General features: G+C 65.0%; 15 protein-coding genes and 1 pseudogene. 9 read left to right on the top strand and 7 right to left on the bottom strand.

Going from position 1 to position 17,879, the window contains the following annotated elements:
• Window positions 1-91: 91 nt before the first annotated feature.
• Entirely contained in the window at window positions 92-1,351 is a 1,260-nt protein-coding gene (locus QTI04_RS17095) for a nitrate/nitrite transporter (RefSeq protein WP_286616673.1), read from the bottom strand.
• Between the two features lie 254 nt (window positions 1,352-1,605).
• Here QTI04_RS17095 and QTI04_RS17090 point away from each other — a divergent pair, with 254 nt between their 5' ends.
• Entirely contained in the window at window positions 1,606-2,880 is a 1,275-nt protein-coding gene (locus QTI04_RS17090) for a type IV pili methyl-accepting chemotaxis transducer N-terminal domain-containing protein (protein WP_286616672.1), read from the top strand.
• Between the two features lie 33 nt (window positions 2,881-2,913).
• Here the strand turns inward: QTI04_RS17090 and QTI04_RS17085 are convergent, their stop codons facing one another.
• From QTI04_RS17085 to QTI04_RS17070, 4 genes are all read right to left on the bottom strand, one after another.
• On the bottom strand, window positions 2,914-3,723 hold the full coding sequence (locus QTI04_RS17085) for an ABC transporter ATP-binding protein (RefSeq protein ID WP_286616671.1): 810 nt from the start codon (window positions 3,721-3,723) through the stop codon (window positions 2,914-2,916).
• On the bottom strand, window positions 3,720-4,631 hold the full coding sequence (ntrB, locus tag QTI04_RS17080) for a nitrate ABC transporter permease (RefSeq protein ID WP_286599898.1): 912 nt from the start codon (window positions 4,629-4,631) through the stop codon (window positions 3,720-3,722). The genes QTI04_RS17085 and ntrB overlap by 4 nt, the downstream gene beginning before the upstream one ends.
• A 10-nt stretch (window positions 4,632-4,641) precedes the next feature.
• Window positions 4,642-5,886, bottom strand: coding sequence for a CmpA/NrtA family ABC transporter substrate-binding protein (locus QTI04_RS17075; RefSeq protein WP_286616670.1), 1,245 nt, complete (start codon window positions 5,884-5,886; stop codon window positions 4,642-4,644).
• Between the two features lie 332 nt (window positions 5,887-6,218).
• On the bottom strand, window positions 6,219-7,475 hold the full coding sequence (locus QTI04_RS17070) for a nitrate regulatory protein (RefSeq protein WP_286616669.1): 1,257 nt from the start codon (window positions 7,473-7,475) through the stop codon (window positions 6,219-6,221).
• Between the two features lie 93 nt (window positions 7,476-7,568).
• On the opposite strand from QTI04_RS17070, the gene tsaD reads away from it, so the two are divergent.
• Entirely contained in the window at window positions 7,569-8,618 is a 1,050-nt protein-coding gene (gene tsaD, locus QTI04_RS17065; protein WP_286599902.1) for a tRNA (adenosine(37)-N6)-threonylcarbamoyltransferase complex transferase subunit TsaD, read from the top strand.
• Here tsaD and QTI04_RS17060 read toward each other — a convergent pair.
• A complete protein-coding gene (locus QTI04_RS17060; protein WP_286599904.1) occupies window positions 8,566-9,303 on the bottom strand; it encodes an alpha/beta hydrolase in 738 nt (245 codons plus the stop codon). The genes tsaD and QTI04_RS17060 overlap by 53 nt on opposite strands.
• A 199-nt stretch (window positions 9,304-9,502) precedes the next feature.
• On the bottom strand, window positions 9,503-9,874 hold the full coding sequence (locus QTI04_RS17055) for an Hsp20/alpha crystallin family protein (RefSeq protein ID WP_286599905.1): 372 nt from the start codon (window positions 9,872-9,874) through the stop codon (window positions 9,503-9,505).
• 125 nt (window positions 9,875-9,999) lie between these two features.
• On the opposite strand from QTI04_RS17055, the gene QTI04_RS17050 reads away from it, so the two are divergent.
• From QTI04_RS17050 to secG, 7 genes and pseudogenes are all read left to right on the top strand, one after another.
• Window positions 10,000-11,280: a branched-chain amino acid ABC transporter substrate-binding protein gene (locus QTI04_RS17050; protein WP_286616668.1), complete on the top strand. Its 1,281-nt coding sequence runs from the start codon at window positions 10,000-10,002 to the stop codon at window positions 11,278-11,280.
• Window positions 11,281-11,293: 13 nt separating this feature from the next.
• Window positions 11,294-12,466, top strand: a pseudogene (locus QTI04_RS17045) (pyridoxal phosphate-dependent aminotransferase); the annotation flags it as partial.
• A 185-nt stretch (window positions 12,467-12,651) separates the two neighbouring features.
• Entirely contained in the window at window positions 12,652-12,918 is a 267-nt protein-coding gene (rpsO, locus tag QTI04_RS17040) for a 30S ribosomal protein S15 (RefSeq protein WP_007837783.1), read from the top strand.
• 207 nt (window positions 12,919-13,125) lie between these two features.
• The gene (gene pnp, locus QTI04_RS17035) at window positions 13,126-15,435 is read left to right on the top strand and encodes a polyribonucleotide nucleotidyltransferase (protein WP_286599907.1); all 2,310 of its coding nucleotides are present in this window, start codon (window positions 13,126-13,128) and stop codon (window positions 15,433-15,435) included.
• A gap of 84 nt (window positions 15,436-15,519) precedes the next feature.
• Window positions 15,520-16,518, top strand: a complete 999-nt coding sequence (locus tag QTI04_RS17030) for an NAD(P)H-quinone oxidoreductase (RefSeq protein WP_286616667.1) — start codon at window positions 15,520-15,522, stop codon at window positions 16,516-16,518.
• 11 nt (window positions 16,519-16,529) lie between these two features.
• A complete protein-coding gene (tpiA, locus tag QTI04_RS17025; protein WP_286616666.1) occupies window positions 16,530-17,279 on the top strand; it encodes a triose-phosphate isomerase in 750 nt (249 codons plus the stop codon).
• Window positions 17,280-17,317: 38 nt separating this feature from the next.
• Entirely contained in the window at window positions 17,318-17,770 is a 453-nt protein-coding gene (secG, locus tag QTI04_RS17020; protein ID WP_286616665.1) for a preprotein translocase subunit SecG, read from the top strand.
• Window positions 17,771-17,879: the final 109 nt, after the last annotated feature.

The raw sequence follows: 17,879 nt of genomic DNA, 5'->3' as shown, positions 1-17,879 counted from the left end.
TTCATGTCGCTCTCCACCCCCTTGCAGGGGGCAATACCGGCGGACCGGCTAAGCCGGGTCCGCGGTATTCCTGGAATGGGGTTGTGCGGGTTCATGCGTTGCGGGCTTTGGTGAAGTTGGCGGTGCTCTCGGGTGCTGTCGCCACGCGGGCGCGGCCGCCTTTTTCGGCCCAGGTGCGGGTCCAGCGGATCTGCATCACGCGCATGACGCCGAGCATCACGAGGGAGAGGGCGGCGAAGAAGACGAAGCCCCAGAGATAGCTGCCGAGGTATTGCTTGGAGAGGCCCATCGCGTTGGGAACGAGGCCCCCGCCGAGGGCGCCGATCTCGCCGATCATCGAACCCGCGACGGCCGTGCTTGTCGGCCAGCGCAGCGGCACGAGTTGAAATAGCGCGCCGTTGCCCGCGCCCAGTGCGGCGAAGCAGGTGATCAGCAGCAGCGTGGTGAGGGTGAGCGACGACGATGCGAACCCCACCAGCGTCAACCCGACCGCCACTACCAGCAGCACCAGCGTCAGCGTGTTGACGCCCCCCCAGCGGTCGGAGATCCAGCCTCCGATCACGCGAACGGCAGCGCCCATGAATGCGGCGAGCATGGTGAGCTGACCGGCCTGCACCTTGCTCACCCCGAACTGGTCGTAGTAGTAGGACGGCAGGAAGGTCGTCAGCCCGATGAAGCCGCCGAATGTCACGCCGTAGATCAGGCTGAACACCCACCCGTCCTTCTCGAACAGGCAGGCGATGTGCTCGCGGAAGCTGGCGTGGCTGTCGATGTCGGGAGGCTCTTTCGCGTACACGATCATCACGATCATCGGCAGCAGGATCGCCACGGCCGCGACGCCGTACACGCTCTGCCAGCCCAGCCATTGCGCGAGCGGCGGCGCCACCAGCACCGACACCGCAGTCCCGACGTTGCCCGCGCCCACCAGACCCATTGCGAGCCCCTTGTGCTGCGGCGGAAACCAGCCCGAACCGAGCGAGAGTGCCACGCCGAAGCTGGCGCCGGCGATGCCCAGCAGCACGCCCATGGCGAGCAGGTCGTTGAAGCTGTGCACCATGAAGAAGCCGAACAGCATCGCCACGGCGATCAGGCCCATCTCGACCAGCGTCGCCTTCTTGCGACCGATGTACTGCGACAGGATGCCCAGGGGAAAACGCATCAGTGCGCCCGCAATGATCGGCACCGACAGCATCAGGCCCTTTTGCGCCGGCGAGAGGTCGAAGGTTTCGCCGATGAATGGCGCCATGGCGCCGTTGAGGACCCAGATGCAGCACGAGAACGCGAAGTACAGGAAGGACGCGAACAACGTCGGGCCGTGGCCTGAGTTCAGGAAAGACTTGAAGCTGGACATGGCTTTCAGTGCGAAATGCCGCGGCGCGGCCGTTGTCGGGCCGTGTCGTCGGTCGTGTTGGGGATGCAGTGCCGGCAGCGGATGCTGGCGGCGTGACGGAGGTGCCCGGCCTGTGCGTTCCCGGGCTGCGTGCAGGAGCCTGCCGCTTCACCAATGCGGTGCTTCGTTACACCACGCGCAATGTCACGCAAGAGATATGCCAGCGAATGTGACCGTGCGTGACCTATGCTTTCGCCTCCAGCTTGAAGTCTGTCGTGAATCCACTTCTTGTCGTTCTGCCCCACGAAGCCACCGATCTTCCCGAAGTCCTGCAGCGCGCCTTCGTTGGCGCCCATGCCGCGGAGGTCGCACGTGCGAGTTGCCGCACGATGGCGACGCGGGCGCAGTCGCTCGCGCCTCGCGAAATCCTGATCTGCGTGCCGGCGGTGACACCGGATCTCGTCGATGCGCTGGAGGCGTGGTCGGGCGTGCCGCCCTGTGCGTTGAGCCTGGTCTCCGCACCATTGAATCGGGAGGCGCATGAAGAGGTCGCGGCGCTGGGCGTGCATGCGTGGGCGTCGATCGAGGGACTCGACGCGCGATCGCTCGATGCGCTGCTGGGCCGCGCGCGGGCGCGCTGGCAGCGGGAGACTTCCCTGCGCACCGAACTGGAATCCTTGCGCACCCGTCTGGACGAGCGCAAATGGGTCGGTCGCGCCAAGGGATTGCTGATGTCGGCGCGCGGCATCGGTGAAGACGAGGCCTTCGGCCTGCTTCGCGGCGCTGCGATGCATGCCAATCTGCGACTGGGCGAGGTCTCGCGCTCCGTGGTGGAGGCGTCCCGGTGGGCCGATGCGATCAATCGCGCCGGACAGTTGCGCATGCTGTCGCAGCGCTTGGTCCGGGTCGCTGCGCAGGCACTGGCTGGCATCGACGCGCGGCGTGCGCGCGTCCTGCGCACGCAATCGACCGAACGGGTGCAGGACAACCTGAATCATCTGGCAGCCTTCGAACTCGATGAATCCGGCGCGCAGGCTCTGGCCGATGTACGCCTGGCGTGGCAGAGCCTGGAGACAGCGCTCGCGACGAGGCTCGGACCGAAGGCGCTGATCGATATCGATGCGCGCGCCGACATTTTGCTGTCGGCCGCCGAAGCTCTGACAGGTGCACTGGAGGCATCGGGCGCGCGACGGGCGCTCCGCATCGTCAACATCTGCGGGCGCCAACGCATGCGTGCGCAGCGGCTGGCGAAGGACGCGCTGCTGGCGTCGACCTTGTCGGCCGATGCCTCGCGCGCACGCCTGGCGCCGACCATGGACGAGTTCGAGTCCGCATTGCTGGAACTCGAACGCGCACCCCTGAGCTCACCGGAGATTCGCACCGCGTTGGCAGGCGCACGGGACGAATGGCTGCAACTCGTGCACGGCGTGCGGGAGGCCGATAGCGCCGAAGGCCGCTCCGCGCTGGTGCGTTCCAGCGATGCGCTGGTCGACACCTTCGACCATCTCACTGCGTCGTACGAACACAGCCTGCAGGTCATCATGTCCTGACTCCGGTCGCGCGCGTCGTCGGCGCGGGTCGCCTCAGGCGGCGACTTTCTCCACGTGCGCCTGGCGCGTGTAGAGAAAGTCGATCACCGCCTTGCGCGCGTGCACGTAGACCGGATCCTCGGCGAGCTCGACGCGATTGCGCGGGCGCGGAATGTCGACCGCCAGCACCTCGCCGATCGTGGCGGCCGGGCCGTTGGTCAGCATCACGATGCGGTCCGAGAGCAGCACTGCCTCGTCCACATCGTGCGTCACCATGACGACGGTGCTGTGCGTCTTCTGCACGATGGCGAGCAGTTCGTCCTGCAGCTTGGCGCGGGTGAGCGCATCGAGGGCGCCGAAGGGCTCATCCATCAGCAACACCTTCGGTTCCATCGACAGTGCGCGTGCGATGCCCACGCGCTGCTTCATGCCGCCCGAGATCTCGCCGGGGCGCTTCTGCGCGGCGGCCGTGAGGCCGACCAATGCCAGCGCCGCGTCGGTGCGTGCCTTGAGTTGCGCCTTGCCTTCGGTCGGTGCGAACACGCGCTCGACCGCGAGGTACACGTTCTCTTGGCAGGTGAGCCAGGGCAGCAGCGAATGGTTCTGGAACACGACTGCTCGTTCCGGGCCGGGGCCCTTGATCTCGCGGTTGGCGCAGAGCAGGGCGCCTTGCGTCGGCGTGGTGAGGCCTGCGATCAGGTTCAGCAGGGTCGACTTGCCGCAGCCCGAGTGCCCGATCAGGGTGATGAACTCGCCCTTTGCCACGTTGAGGTTCACGTCACGCAGCGCGAGGAAACTGCCCTTGGCCGTCTTGAAGCGCTGCTCCACGCCCTGGATCTGGATGTACTTGCTGTCGTCGTTCATGACTTGACCTCTTCGAACGTGAATGCCGTGGCAATCCTGATCAGCGCAAACTCGAGCACGAGTCCGACGATGCCGATGACGAAGATCGCGATGATGATGTTAGCGACGTTGAGGTTGTTCCACTCGTCCCACACCCAGAAGCCGATGCCCACGCCGCCGGTCAGCATCTCGGCCGCGACGATCACGAGCCAGGCAGTGCCGACCGCGAGGCGCACGCCGGTCAGCATGTAGGGCAGCACGGCAGGAAAGAGGATCTTGGTGAAGATCTTCCATTCGCTGAGGTTCAGCACCTTGGCAACGTTCATGTAGTCGCTCGGCACGCGCTGCACGCCGACGGCGGTGTTGATGATCATCGGCCAGATCGAGCAGATGAAGATGGTCCAGATGGCTGCAGGATTCGCGCCCTTGAACACCAGCAGCCCGATCGGCAGCCAGGCCAGCGGCGATACCGGACGCAACAGGCTGATCAGCGGATTGAACATGCGCGAGAGGAACTCGAAGCGCCCGATCGCGAAGCCTGCGGGAATGCCCACCGCCGCCGCGAGCCCGAAGCCGAGCCCCACGCGCTGCAGCGACGAGAGGACGTTCCAGCCCACGCCCTGGTCGTTCGGCCCCTTGCTGTAGAACGGATCGCTGAACACGATCAGCGCCTGCTTCCATGTCGTCAGCGGTGAGGGGAAGCCGGTGGTGCTCTTCATCGCGACCAGTTCCCAGATCAGGATCAGGAGCGCAAAGCCCAGTACGGGCGGTAGCACGCGCAGCCACAGCGCGCTGAAATCACGAGGCGGGCGCGGCTCGGATTCGACCTGCCTGGCCGGAGCCACGGGCCTGGCGGCGGCAACGGTCTTCGCAGCGGCCGGCATGACCGGAGTCGCGTCGAGCGGGGAGTGAAAGACGGCACTGACCATGGTGCGCTCCTCAGACGTGGACCTTGAACGAATCGGCGTACTGCTTCGGGTTCTTGCCGTCCCAGACGACGCCGTCGAACAGCTTGCTGGTGCGCATCGCTTCCTTCGGAACGGAAGTCTTCGTGGCCGCGGCGGCCTGCTTGTAGATGTCGATCTGGTTGATCTGTGTCGCCACTTGCAGGTAGTCCGGATGCTCCTTCAGCAGGCCCCAGCGCTTGTGCTGCGTGAGAAACCACATGCCGTCCGACAGGTACGGGAAAGTGACCGCGCCGTCGTTGTAGAACTTCATGAAGTTGGGGTCGTCCCAGTTCTTGCCGAGGCCGTTGGTGTAGCGGCCGAGGATGCGCTGGTTGATTGCATCCACGCTGGTGTTGACGTAGCTCTTGTCCGCTATGGTCTCGGCCATCTTGTTCTTGTTCTGCAGGCCGGCGTCGATCCATTTGCCGGCTTCGAGGATGGCGGCGGTCACGGCGCGCGCGGTGTTGGGGTACTTCTTGACGAAGTCACCGGTGGTGCCGAGCACCTTTTCCGGGTGGTCCTTCCAGATGTCCTGCGTCGTGATGGCGGTGATGCCGATGCCATCCATGATCGCGCGCTGGCCCCAGGGTTCGCCCACGCAGTAGCCGTCCATGTTGCCGACGCGCATGTTCGCGACCATCTGCGGCGGCGGCACGGTGATGACCTTGGCGTCCTTCAGCGGATCGATCCCGTTGGCGGCCATCCAGTAGTAGAGCCACATCGCGTGGGTGCCGGTGGGGAAGGTCTGCGCGAAGGTGTATTCGGCCTTGTTGCCGGCCATCACCTTGGCCAGCGAGGCGCCATCCACCGCGCCCTTGTCGGCGAGCTTCTTCGACAACGTGATCGCCTGGCCGTTGTTGTTGAGCGTCATCAGCACGGCCATGTCCTTTTTCGGGCCGCCGATGCCGAGGTGCACGCCGTAGACCAGGCCGTAGAGCACATGGGCGAAGTCGAGTTCGCCGTTGACGAGCTTGTCGCGCACGCCGGCCCAGCTTGCTTCCTTGCTCGGCACGATCTTCACGCCGTACTTCTTGTCGATGCCCAGCACGGAGGCCATCACGACGCTGGCGCAGTCGGTGAGCGGAATGAAGCCGATCTTGACTTCCTCCTTCTCCGGCTTGTCCGAGCCCTGGGCCCAGACGGCCGCGCGCAGGGCGGGGTCGAGCCCGACAACTCCGGCCGCTGCGGCCTGCAGCACACGTCGGCGACTCAGTTTGGATGGCAGCGAATCGGTCATGGGGCGAACTCCGAAGTGGAAATAGGACAAAGCAGAAAACAAAAAAGGCGTCCTCACCGCGCAGGGCTGCTCGAAAACGAGCCCTTGCGGGTGGGGACGCCTTTGTCCGGTTGAGTGGGCTGCACCCGCCGTTGGATGCCGCCTGCCTACAGACCTTCGTTGGTCTATGGGCAGGTTGATTGCAAGCTACGTGCCAGCGATTTCGAGCGGCCGATTGCTATGAAAAACATAGCTTCAAATCGACGCCTGCATTGGGCTGGGAAGAGATTTTCTTTCGAAGCCGAACGAAGCGCGATTGTTGTGCAGCGCACCATTCCGGCTTGGCGGCGCGCTCAAGACGACGCATCCTTGGGCAGGTACTCGGCCATGGCCAGCACCGATTCGGCGACATCGATCAGCCTTCGGTTCTGGTTCATGGCGGTCTGGCGCAGCATCTTGTGCGCCTCCTGTTCGCTGATCCGGCGGTGCGCCATCAGGAGACCCTTGGCGCGCTCGACCAGCTTGCGCTCGTTGAGCGCCGCGCGCACGGTGTCGAGTTCGTCGCTCATCGCCTGAAGCCGGTGCGATTGCTCCTGGACCATGTCGAGAATCGATCGTTCAAGCTGTCGGCCGTACGGTGCGGGGTCCAGCGTTGCCGGCCCGTCGAAGTACGCGGCAGCCGTCGCATCGGGCTGGCCGCTGACCTTTGCCAGCAGTGCCTGGTGAGTCTGCAACTCCGCGCGGGCTTGCGCAGTCTTCTGCTGGCAGATCCGGTGGAGGTCGTCGGCAAGGCGTTCCTCGATGGACCGCATGGCGTCGATTCGCCGCGTGCAGCAATCGAACCATGTCTGGCTCAAGTCGGTATCGAGCACCACGCCCGCCGGTGCCGCGCAGGCGATGCGGCGAAGCCGCTCCAGTTCGGCCATCTGCGTGGTGGGCAGGCTCGCACGCCAGATATCGACGAGCTCCTGCGCCGAAAACTCGGTGAAGACCTGAAAGCACCGCTCCTGCGAATCGATGAGGTGCAGCCACTGTTGTTGCCGGTTGCTGTCGTTGCGGCCCGAGGCAAAGGCGGCGGCACCGCAGGCGCGTTCCTGCCCCGCGAACTCCTTGCCTTGCATGAAATTGAAGAGCGCCACGAGTGCGCGCGAGACCTCCGGATCCGTCGCGCCGTCAGCCGCCTCGAACACGACGGCGAGAAGGCCCGCGATCAGCTTGACGAAGGCAGCGGTCGATTCGGCCGAGTCCACCTCCAGCGCACCGATGCGACGACGCAATTCCGGCAGCGCATCCAGCCCCGGCAGCACCCAGGCAATGCGGCTGAACAGCCGCGCACCGTTGCCGATGCGGGCAGTTTCCATCTCCAACTGCTCGAAACCGAGGCGCGCCGCTTCTTCCATTCGCAGGCACTCGGCGATCTGCTCGTCACGCTGAGCGCCGAAGCGCTGGCCTCGCGACGCCAGGAGCACGTTCGAAATTCCCCGCTCGCGCTGCAAGGCATGCACCAGCCGGCTGATCGTTCCGACCAGTTGACTGGTTCGGTCGAGCTGCTCCAACCCCTCGATCTCGCATCGAAGAGCCGCAACCAAAAAGCTCAAGCCAGATTTCATCGTCGTTTTCGAGTCTCTATGCATACACCTTTGCGCATGAGCCTATCCAGCAACATCCGTGCCCCGAAATCGGGCGCAACCTACACTCGCTGGATGTTTGTACTGGGAATCGAATCGTCTTGCGACGAAACCGGGGTCGCCCTCGTCGAGGCAGGGGAGAGCGGTCTGCCGCGCCTGGCCGCGCACGCGCTGCACAGCCAGATCGCCATGCACCAGGCCTATGGCGGCGTCGTCCCCGAGCTGGCGAGCCGCGATCACATCCGCCGTGTTCTTCCGTTGGCGCAGGCCGTGTTCGCCGAAGCCGGGCGGAAGCTCGCGGATGTGGACGTCGTGGCGTACACGCGCGGGCCGGGCCTGGCGGGTGCCTTGCTGGTCGGCGCCGGTGTGGCTTGCGCGCTGGGAGCGGCGCTCGGCAAGCCCGTGCTCGGCGTGCACCACCTGGAGGGCCATCTGCTGTCGCCCTTCCTGAGCGCGGACGCGCCGGAATTTCCCTTCGTGGCCTTGCTGGTGTCAGGCGGACATACGCAACTGATGCGCGTCGACGGCGTCGGGCGCTACGAGCTACTGGGCGAAACCATCGATGACGCCGCCGGCGAAGCCTTCGACAAGAGCGCCAAGCTGATGGGCCTGCCTTATCCGGGCGGTCCCTGGCTTGCCAAGCTGGCGGAAGGCGGCGACGCGGCGGCGTTCAAATTGCCGCGCCCCCTGCTGCACAGCGGCGACCTCGACTTCTCGTTTGCCGGCCTCAAGACGGCAGTGCTCACCCAGGCCAAGAAACTGGGCAGCGAGCTGGAGGCGCGCAAGGCCGATCTCGCCGCATCGACCCAGGCTGCGATCGTGGAAGTGCTGCTGAAGAAATCGCTGGGCGCCATCGAACAGACAGGCCTGAATCGGCTGGTGGTCGCCGGCGGCGTAGGCGCCAATCGGGCGTTGCGCGAGCAACTGAACGCGGCATGTGCGAAACGCGGGGTTCGCGTGCACTATCCGGAGCTGCACCTGTGCACCGACAACGGCGCCATGATCGCCATGGCTGCCGCGATGCGTCTTCAGGCCGGCATGCAGTCGCCGACCGAGCGCTACGCCTTCGACGTCAAGCCGCGATGGCCGCTGGCGTCGTTGACCGAGGCGTCACCGCTCGCCTAGAGCCCTTCATGGTGCGCGATGGAAGCGGGAGCACATCGAGCACCTTGCGCCAGAGTTGCGACCATTGGGGCCAATCGTGCCCGCCTTCCGTGGTGAACACGCGGCCGTCCGGCAGCGCATCCGCCAGCAGTTGATGGTTGGCCGCGAAACGGTCGCTGAGCCCGAATCCCAAATACAGCGGCGGCAGGTTCTCCGCACGCTTCGGCGACGAATATTGCTGGAGCCAGGGCCAGAGCTTGCGATCGACTTCCTCGTCGGGCGGCGGTCCTTCGGGCGCCTTCCAGGCACGCAGGCCACCGGCCTTGTGGATTTCCGCGGCGATGGGGCGGCGCCCGAGATAGGGCGCCAGCGCCACGATGCCGTCGACGGCGCCTGGCTTTGCCAGTTCGTGGATCAGCGCGCCGAAGCCGCCGATGGAAATGCCGACCAGCCAGATCGACTTGTAGCCCAGGGAGCGCTGCGGCTGGATGACGTCGTCGTGCAGCCGCTCGATGAAGGTCTGGTCGTAGAAGTACGACACATCGGCATCGACGAGCAGGGCGTCCGCGGCCAGCTCGCGCTCCCTCACGGCATGGACGAAACCTTCGCGCTCGAATTCTTCAGGCTTGAGGAAGGCCCCCGGGAGGAACACCAACAGGGTGTCCGAACGGGCGTCGTCGTCTGCAAGCTTCAAGTGCGTTTTCATGGTGCTTCGTCGGGGCGCCTCGCGTCTGCTGCCACCGCAGTCCCGTTCGCTTCCAGCGCAAATTAAGAGGAAGGCATTGAAAAAATCGTCACAGAACGTGACGAAATACGCACCGATTGTGAGTCAAAAACGCATCGGGCCGGCAACTGAAAGTTACCGGCCCGTGTATTGCGTTTTTTGAGTTCGAAGCGACAGGTTGTCAGTTGATGGCGAGCTGAGCGACATTGCTGACCGGAACCAGCTTGCCCAGCTTGAGCGTCAGAACGCCGTTTTCGAGCTTGGCTTGGCTCGCGGCCACGTCGATGTCCTGTGGCAGTTCGTACGCGGCCTTGAGCTGGCGCTTGGCCTCCGCCTTGCTCTCGATGCGAACCACGGCGCCTTCGATGCCGATCGTGAGGTCATCACGCGACAGGCCGGGCACGTCCAGCGTCAAGGTCCAGGTCTTGTCGTCCTGTTCGACATTGAGCGAGCGTTGCGCTCCGGAGAATGCCTCGTTGACGAAGCGCTCCAGGCTCCGGTCGTACGAACGCGGAACGAAGCGGGCGGTGCGAACGGCGGGTGCGAAAAACATGGTGAGAACTCCTGAGCGATGAGAATGGGGACAAGAAATGTGTGTCCCGTACACTGCGCGGCGGTTTCAACAAGACAAGTGCCGCATGCCCCTCAACTAGGAGCGGCCCCAGGGACTTTCAAGCAATGAATGCAAGCTTTATTTGCCGTCGCGCCGCCTTGAAATTCGGCGCCTCGGCACTATGCGCATCGGTGTTGGGCCTGGCGCATGCGCAGCCCGCGCCTCCCATCCGTATCGCGCTCATCGAGAGCATGAGCGGCCCCTTCGCCAACACCGGCGAGGCGGTGTTCCGCAATCTGCTGTGGGCGGTGGAGCGCGTCAATGCGCGCGGTGGGGTCAAGCTGCCGGGCGGCGCTCGCTTTCTGCAGCTGGACCGCTACGACAGCAAGGGGCAGAACGAGGAGGCGCTGTCCGCCTTGCGCGCGGCGATGGACGACGGCGCGCGCATCGTGCTGCAGGGCAACTCGTCGGCCACGGCGGCCGCGCTGATCGATGCGATCGAGAAGAACAACGAGCGCGATCCGGCCCGGCGGGTGCTCTTCCTCAACTACTCGGCGGTCGATCCGGCGCTCACCAACGAGCGCTGCAGCTTCTGGCACTTCCGCTTCGATGCGCACGCCGACATGCGCGTCACCGCGCTGATGGATGTCCTGAAGGACGACAAGGCGCTCCAACGCGTCTACCTGTTCGGCCAGGACTACAGCTTCGGACAGGCGGTGTTGCGTGAGTCCAGACGGCAGCTCGGCGTGCTGCGCCCGGACGTGAAGATCGTGGGCGACGAGTTGCACCCGATGGGGCGGGTCAAGGATTTCGCGCCCTATGCGAGCAAGATCCTTGCGAGTGGCGCGCAGGCGGTCATCACCGGCAACTGGGGCAACGATCTCACCTTGCTCGTGAAGGCGGCGCGAGAAGCCGGTTTCAACGGCACCTTCTACACCTTCTACGGCAACGCCCTCGGTGCGCCGGCGGCCATCGGCGACGCCGGCATCGGGCGCGTGATCGCGGTGGCCGACTGGCTGCCGAACGTGCAGACGCCGCAGTCCGAGGCCTTCTACCGGTCTTTCCGCGAGCGCTTTCCGAAAGCCGCCGACGACTACGTCCACATGCGCATGCAACTGATGATCGAGGCGCTGGCGCAGGCGATCGAGCGCGCGGGGAGCGTTGATACCGTGGCCGTGGCGCGCGCGCTCGAGAAGGCCAACGTCACGCTGTCGGGTCAGAGCGGCCACATGCGCGCTGCTGACCATCAGTTCCAGCAGAGCCTCGTCGTCGGCGTCATGGACAAGCAGGGCGCGCCCGGCGTGAAGTTCGACGTCGAAGGCTCCGGCTACGGCTTCCGTGTCGTGAAGACGATCCCGGCCAGCCGCGCCGAAATGCCCACCAGCTGCCAGATGCAGCGCCCCTGAATCCCCAAGGAAAAATCCGATGCGCGAAGCCATCCACAACCTCGAAGCCTCCAAGATCCGTGAAGTCGCCAACGCCGGCCTGGGCCGCAGCGACGTGCTGGCCTTCTGGTTCGGCGAGAGCGACGAAGTCACGCCCGAGGTCATCCGCCAGGCGGCCATCGAGTCGCTGCAGCGTGGCGAAACCTTCTATGCGCACAACCTGGGTCTGCCCGAACTGCGCGAGGCCGTCGCTGGATACATGAGCGGCCTGCACCCGAAGATCGAGTCGTCGCGCATTGCGATCACCTCCGGCGGCGTCAGCGCGCTGATGCTGGCCGTGCAGGCGCTCGTCGATGCGGGTGACGAGGTCGTCGCCATCACCCCGGTATGGCCCAACCTCACCGCGCAACCGGCAATCCTCGGCGCAAGGGTGCGCTGCGTGCCCCTGGTTCCCACGGGAGGGCAGTGGACCCTCGACCTCGCAGCGCTGCGCGCCGCAGTGACGCCATCGACCAAGCTGCTCATCGTCAACGCGCCGAACAATCCGACCGGCTGGACGCTGACGCGGGCCGAGCAGCAGGCGATCCTCGACCATTGCCGCGCCACCGGCACCTGGATCCTCGCCGACGAGGTCTACGAGCGCCTGTATTACGAACCGACGCCCAACCGCTGCGCGCCCAGCTTCCTCGACGTCGCGTCGCCCGACGACCGCTTGGTGGTCGCCCACAGTTTCTCCAAAAGCTTCCTGATGACGGGTTGGCGACTCGGCTGGCTGGTTCTGCCCCCCGCGCTGATGGACGGTATGGGCAAGCTGATCGAGTTCAACACCTCGTGCGCCAGCGTCTTCACCCAGCGCGCCGGCGTCGCCGCACTGGCCCACACCGAGGAAATCACCCCCAAGATCGTCGCGCACCTGAAATCCTGCCGCGACACCCTGGTCCCCTTGCTGTCGGACATTCCCGGCGTCGAGGTGGCTCCCGCGCGCGGCGGCATGTACGCCTTCTTCAAGCTCGACGGCTTTGACGATTCCCTGGAAGTCGCCAAGCGCCTGGTGGCCGAAGCCGGCCTGGGCCTGGCCCCCGGCAACGCCTTCGCGCCGGAGGCGCAAGGCTGGCTCCGCTGGTGCTTCGCATCCAAGGACAAGCAGCGCCTGGTGGAGGGCGTCAATCGCCTCAAACGCTGGCTGGCCGCGCAACAAAAGACGTGAAACACCGCGGATCCGGCTCCGCCGGTCCGCAGGTGTTGCCCCCGGAAGGGGAAGGCGAAGCGGCACGAAGTGCGCGCAGCCTGGGGGCGAGCTATAATCCCAAAGCTTTGCATGCCGCAAGGCGCACGGTGCGCGCAGTTCCAGCATACACCGCAAGTCAAACATCCCGGAACTAGGAAAATCAAATGATCGCAGCCTCTATCAAGGCCGAAGTTGTCAAGGACAACGCCCGCGCCGCCAACGATACCGGCAGTCCCGAAGTGCAAGTCGCACTACTGACCGCCCGCATCAACGAACTCACCCCGCACTTCAAGACGCACGCCAAGGACCACCACGGTCGTCGCGGCCTGCTGCGCATGGTGAGCCGCCGCCGCAAGCTGCTGGACTACCTCAAGTCCAAGGACGCCGACCGCTACACCGCGCTGATCGCCAAGCTGGGTCTGCGCAAGTAAGCCGAATCGCATGCAAGAACGCCTGGGTTAGTCCGCTAGCTCAGGCGTTTTTTACTTCGGAGCCGCCAAACAGAGCGAAGCTGTGTCATTCCAACGAGGTTCCCGGCGAGCTTCTCTGGAATGGCATCGTGTTCTGGAAAGCGCTCCGGCCCCGCGGGGCCTGTGACTATCACGGGTCGAGCCGCTATCAAAAAACAGGAGCTGAACATGAGCCTCTTCAACAAAGTCACCAAGTCCTTTCAGTGGGGCGACAAGACTGTCGTCCTGGAAACCGGCGAAATCGCGCGCCAGGCCAGCGGCGCCGTCAAGGTGGACATCGAGGGCACCGTGGTCCTGGCGACCGTAGTCGCTTCCAAATCCGCCAAGCCCGGCCAGGACTTCTTCCCCCTGACCGTTGACTACATCGAGAAGACCTATGCCGCAGGCAAGATCCCCGGTAGCTTCTTCAAGCGCGAAGCCAAGCCCAGCGAACACGAAACGCTGACCAGCCGCCTGATCGACCGTCCGATCCGCCCGCTGTTCCCCGAAGGCTTCCTGAACGAAGTGCACGTGGTCATCCACACCCTGTCGCTCAACCCCGAAGTCGATGCAGACATCGCCGCCATGATCGGCACGAGCGCCGCGCTGTCGATTTCCGGCATTCCGTTCAGTGGCCCGATCGGCGCCGCCCGCGTGGGCTACATCAACGGCCAGTACGTGCTGAACCCGGGTCAGACCGCGCGCAAGGATTCGCAGATGGATCTGGTCGTGGCCGGCACCGAAGCCGCCGTGCTGATGGTCGAGTCCGAAGCCCTGCAACTGAGCGAAGAAATCATGCTCGGCGGCGTGGTGTTCGGCCATGAGCAAGCCGCCATCGCGATCAACGCGATCCATGAACTCGTCCGCGACGCCGGCAAGCCGGTGTGGGACTGGCAGCCGCCGGCCGAAGACGAAGCCTTCGTCGCCAAGGTCAAGGGCCTGGCAGAGGAAAAGCTGCGCGCCGTCTACCAGATCCGCAGCAAGCAAGCGCGCACGCAGGCCCTGCGCGAAGCCAACGCCAGCGTGATGAACGCGCTGAAGGAAAGCGGCGAGCCCTTCGATGCAGGCAAGGTCAACGACCTGCTTTTTTCGATCGAATCGAAGATCGTTCGCAGCCAGATCCTGTCGGGCGAGCCCCGCATCGACGGCCGCGACACGCGCACCGTGCGCCCGATCGAAATCCGCAACGGCGTGCTGCCGCGCACCCACGGTTCGGCCCTGTTCACGCGCGGTGAAACCCAGGCGCTGGTCGTGACCACCCTCGGCACCGAACGCGATGCGCAGCGCATCGACGCGCTGGCCGGCGAATACGAAGACCGTTTCCTGTTCCACTACAACATGCCTCCCTTCGCCACCGGCGAAGTCGGCCGCATGGGCTCCACCAAGCGCCGCGAAGTCGGTCACGGCCGCCTCGCCAAGCGCGCGCTCGTCGCTTGCCTGCCGAGCAAGGAAGAATTCCCGTACACGATTCGCGTCGTGTCGGAAATCACCGAGTCGAACGGCTCCTCGTCGATGGCTTCGGTCTGCGGCGGCTGCCTCTCGATGATGGACGCCGGCGTGCCGATGAAGGCCCACGTGGCCGGTATCGCCATGGGCCTGATCAAGGAAGACAACCGCTTCGCGGTGCTGACCGACATCCTGGGCGACGAAGATCACCTCGGTGACATGGACTTCAAGGTGGCCGGCACGACCAACGGCATTACGGCGTTGCAGATGGACATCAAGATCCAGGGCATCACCAAGGAAATCATGCAGGTCGCTCTGGCGCAGGCCAAGGAAGCCCGCATGCACATCCTCGGCAAGATGCAGGAAGCCATGGGCGAGGCCAAGGCCGAAGTCTCGAGCTTCGCGCCGCGCCTGTTCACGATGAAGATCAACCCCGAGAAGATCCGCGACGTGATCGGCAAGGGCGGCTCCGTGATCCGCGCGCTGACCGAAGAGACTGGCACGCAGATCAACATCGACGAAGACGGCACCATCACCATCGCCTCGACCGACCCGGAAAAGGCTGAAGCGGCCAAGAAGCGCATCGAGCAGATCACCGCGGAAGTGGAAATCGGCAAGGTCTACGAAGGCCCGGTCACCAAGATTCTCGATTTCGGCGCGCTCATCAACCTGCTGCCCGGCAAGGACGGCCTGCTGCACATCAGCCAGATTGCGCACGAGCGCGTCGAGAAGGTGACCGACTACCTGAGCGAAGGCCAGATCGTGAAGGTCAAGGTGCTCGAGACCGACGAAAAGGGTCGCGTCAAGCTGTCCATGAAGGCCCTGGCCGAGCGTCCGGCCGGCATGGAGTTCAACGAGCGTCCTCCGCGCGAAGACCGTGGCGATCGTGGCGATCGCCGTGAGCGCTCGGACCGTGGTGACCGTGGCGATCGTCCGCCGCGCACCGAACGTGCACCGCGCTTCGAGAACAACGAACGTGGCGGCGAGCAGGGCGAGCAAGTGGTCGAGCAATTGCCGCTGCAAGAGGCGAACCGCGGCGACCATCAGGCCTGAAGAGGAGCGGTGGCGGAGACGTCGCCGCACTTGTGGATCGAGCAATGCCCGCCTGACTGCGGGCATTGCAGCCTAGAGAAGACCATGAAAGCCATAGAGATCACATCGTTCGGCCCCCCCGAGGTGCTGCGCATGGTGGAGCGTCCCACACCCGTCGCGGGCGAGGGAGAACTGCTGATTCGCGTGGCCGCAAGCGGCGTGAATCGCCCTGACGTGCTTCAGCGGATGGGCCACTACCCGGTGCCGCCGGGAGCGTCGGACTTGCCCGGCCTTGAAGTAGCGGGCGAGATCGTGTCGGGCGACGGGAAGGCGTTGGCCGATGCCGGTTTCAAGATCGGCGACCACGTCTGCGCGCTGGTCGCGGGCGGCGGCTATGCCGAGTTGTGCGTCGCCCCCGTCGCGCAATGCCTGCCGGTGCCCAAGACGTGGAGCGACGTCGAGGCGGCCACGCTGCCCGAGACCTTCTTCACCGTCTGGAGCAACGTGTTCGAGCGCGGCCGCCTGCAGAAGGGCGAAACCTTGCTGATCCAGGGCGGTTCGAGCGGTATCGGCGTCACGGCCATCCAACTCGGCAAGGCGCTCGGCGCCACCGTGATCGTGACGGCGGGCAGCGACGAAAAGTGCGAAGCGTGCCTGAAGCTCGGTGCCGACCACGCAATCAACTACAAGACTGCCGATTTCGTCGAGGAGGCCAAACGCCTCACCGGCGGAAAGGGTGTCGACGTGGTGCTCGACATGGTGGCCGGCGCCTATGTGGCGCGTGAGATCGAATCCCTGGCCGAGGACGGCCGGCTGGTGATCATCGCGGTGCAGGGCGGCGTCAAGAGTGAAATCAATGCAGGACTGGTGCTGCGCAGGCGGCTCACCATCACCGGCTCGACGCTGCGTCCGCGGCCGGTCGCCTTCAAGGGGGCGATCGCCAAGGCATTGCGCGAGAAGGTGTGGCCGCTGCTCGAGAGCGGCGCGGTCAAGCCGGTCATTCACAGTAGCTTCGCTGCAGAGGGTGATCCGAGCGGCGCCGCGCAGGCGCACGTCCTCATGGAATCGAATCAGCACATCGGCAAGATCGTGCTGACCTGGTGAACAAGACAGACATGACGAAGAAAAAGCTGATCGCGGGTAACTGGAAGATGAACGGCAGCCTCGCCGCTAACGAGGCGCTGGTGAAGGCCCTGGTGGCAGGCGTTGGTACCCCGGCTTGCGCCATCGCGGTGTGCGTGCCCGCGCCTTATCTTGCGCAGGTGCAAACGCTGGTCGCGGGATCTCCGATCGAATTGGGTGCGCAGGATGTGTCGGCGCAGGCGCAAGGCGCTTTCACTGGCGAGCAGTCGGCGGCAATGCTGAAGGAATTCGGCGTGCACTACGCGATCGTGGGGCATTCGGAGCGGCGTCAGTATCACGGCGAGACCGACGAGGTCGTGGCCGCGAAGACGGCTGCTGCGCTGGCCAATGGCATCACGCCGATCGTCTGCGTTGGCGAAACGCTGGCTCAGCGCGAAGCAGGGCAGACGGAAGAGATCGTCAAGCGCCAACTCGCAGCGGTGATTCACGTCAATGGCCATTGCATCAGCGAGATTGTCGTGGCCTACGAACCCGTATGGGCCATCGGCACCGGCAAGACGGCAACGCCTGAGCAGGCGCAGGCCGTGCATGCGGTGCTGCGCGCGCAACTGCACCACGCCGCGAGCGACCATGCCGCCGGCATCCGGATTCTTTACGGCGGCAGCATGAACGCTGCGAATGCAGCAGAACTGCTCGCGCAAGCCGATATAGACGGCGGGTTGATCGGCGGCGCGTCCCTCAAGGCCCCCGACTTCCTGCAGATCATCGCCGCGGCCAGCTGATACAGCGCGGCTGCCAACCAATTTAGGAGTTAGAACGAATGAACGTGGTCCTCAATATTCTCGTGGGCGTGCAGATGCTCACCGCACTCGCGATGATCGGCCTGATCCTGATCCAGCACGGCAAGGGTGCCGACATGGGCGCGGCCTTCGGCAGCGGTAGCGCCGGCAGCCTGTTCGGCGCCAGCGGCAGTGCGAATTTTCTTTCGCGTACGACGGCGGTTCTCGCTGCCGTCTTCTTCGCTTGCACGCTGCTGCTGGCCTACTTCGGCCATTCGCGGCCTGCGGGCGGCGGCAGCTTGCTCGAACGCGCCGCAGTCGGCGCGCCTGCACCGGCACCGACGCCGGCACCTGCGACTTCGGGTTCGGGTTCGGGTTCGGGTTCGGCTGCGGAGATTCCGTCGGGTCCCGCGCCTGCCGCCCCTGCGTCGAATGCGCCGGCTTCGGCCCCGGCCGCGCCTGCTTCGGGCGCCGGGCAGATCCCGGCCAAGTAATCCTGCTATCTTCTCTTCAGTCGTCCAGTGAAAACGGCTGTTTTTCAGGGTAAACTCTAAAGCTGTTCCGGAAAGCCAAAACCTCTCGAGGTTCCTCATGCCATCCGGA

Source organism: Variovorax sp. J22R115 (assembly GCF_030317005.1).
In the GTDB taxonomy this organism is placed as follows: domain Bacteria; phylum Pseudomonadota; class Gammaproteobacteria; order Burkholderiales; family Burkholderiaceae_C; genus Variovorax.
The sequence above is the reverse complement of the archived record's forward strand: the minus strand, read 5'-3'. Positions and strand labels throughout refer to the sequence as shown.

What these genes read in the sequence shown, in the direction of transcription:
- QTI04_RS17095 (WP_286616673.1), bottom strand. Translation starts at nt 1,351, where the DNA reads ATGTCCAGCTTCAAGTCTTTCCTGAACTCAGGCCACGGCCCGACGTTG.
- QTI04_RS17085 (WP_286616671.1), bottom strand. Translation starts at nt 3,723, where the DNA reads ATGAACGACGACAGCAAGTACATCCAGATCCAGGGCGTGGAGCAGCGC.
- ntrB (WP_286599898.1), bottom strand. Translation starts at nt 4,631, where the DNA reads ATGGTCAGTGCCGTCTTTCACTCCCCGCTCGACGCGACTCCGGTCATG.
- QTI04_RS17075 (WP_286616670.1), bottom strand. Translation starts at nt 5,886, where the DNA reads ATGACCGATTCGCTGCCATCCAAACTGAGTCGCCGACGTGTGCTGCAG.
- QTI04_RS17070 (WP_286616669.1), bottom strand. Translation starts at nt 7,475, where the DNA reads ATGAAATCTGGCTTGAGCTTTTTGGTTGCGGCTCTTCGATGCGAGATC.
- tsaD (WP_286599902.1), top strand. Translation starts at nt 7,569, where the DNA reads ATGTTTGTACTGGGAATCGAATCGTCTTGCGACGAAACCGGGGTCGCC.
- QTI04_RS17060 (WP_286599904.1), bottom strand. Translation starts at nt 9,303, where the DNA reads ATGAAAACGCACTTGAAGCTTGCAGACGACGACGCCCGTTCGGACACC.
- QTI04_RS17055 (WP_286599905.1), bottom strand. Translation starts at nt 9,874, where the DNA reads ATGTTTTTCGCACCCGCCGTTCGCACCGCCCGCTTCGTTCCGCGTTCG.
- QTI04_RS17050 (WP_286616668.1), top strand. Translation starts at nt 10,000, where the DNA reads ATGAATGCAAGCTTTATTTGCCGTCGCGCCGCCTTGAAATTCGGCGCC.
- rpsO (WP_007837783.1), top strand. Translation starts at nt 12,652, where the DNA reads ATGATCGCAGCCTCTATCAAGGCCGAAGTTGTCAAGGACAACGCCCGC.
- pnp (WP_286599907.1), top strand. Translation starts at nt 13,126, where the DNA reads ATGAGCCTCTTCAACAAAGTCACCAAGTCCTTTCAGTGGGGCGACAAG.
- QTI04_RS17030 (WP_286616667.1), top strand. Translation starts at nt 15,520, where the DNA reads ATGAAAGCCATAGAGATCACATCGTTCGGCCCCCCCGAGGTGCTGCGC.
- tpiA (WP_286616666.1), top strand. Translation starts at nt 16,530, where the DNA reads ATGACGAAGAAAAAGCTGATCGCGGGTAACTGGAAGATGAACGGCAGC.
- secG (WP_286616665.1), top strand. Translation starts at nt 17,318, where the DNA reads ATGAACGTGGTCCTCAATATTCTCGTGGGCGTGCAGATGCTCACCGCA.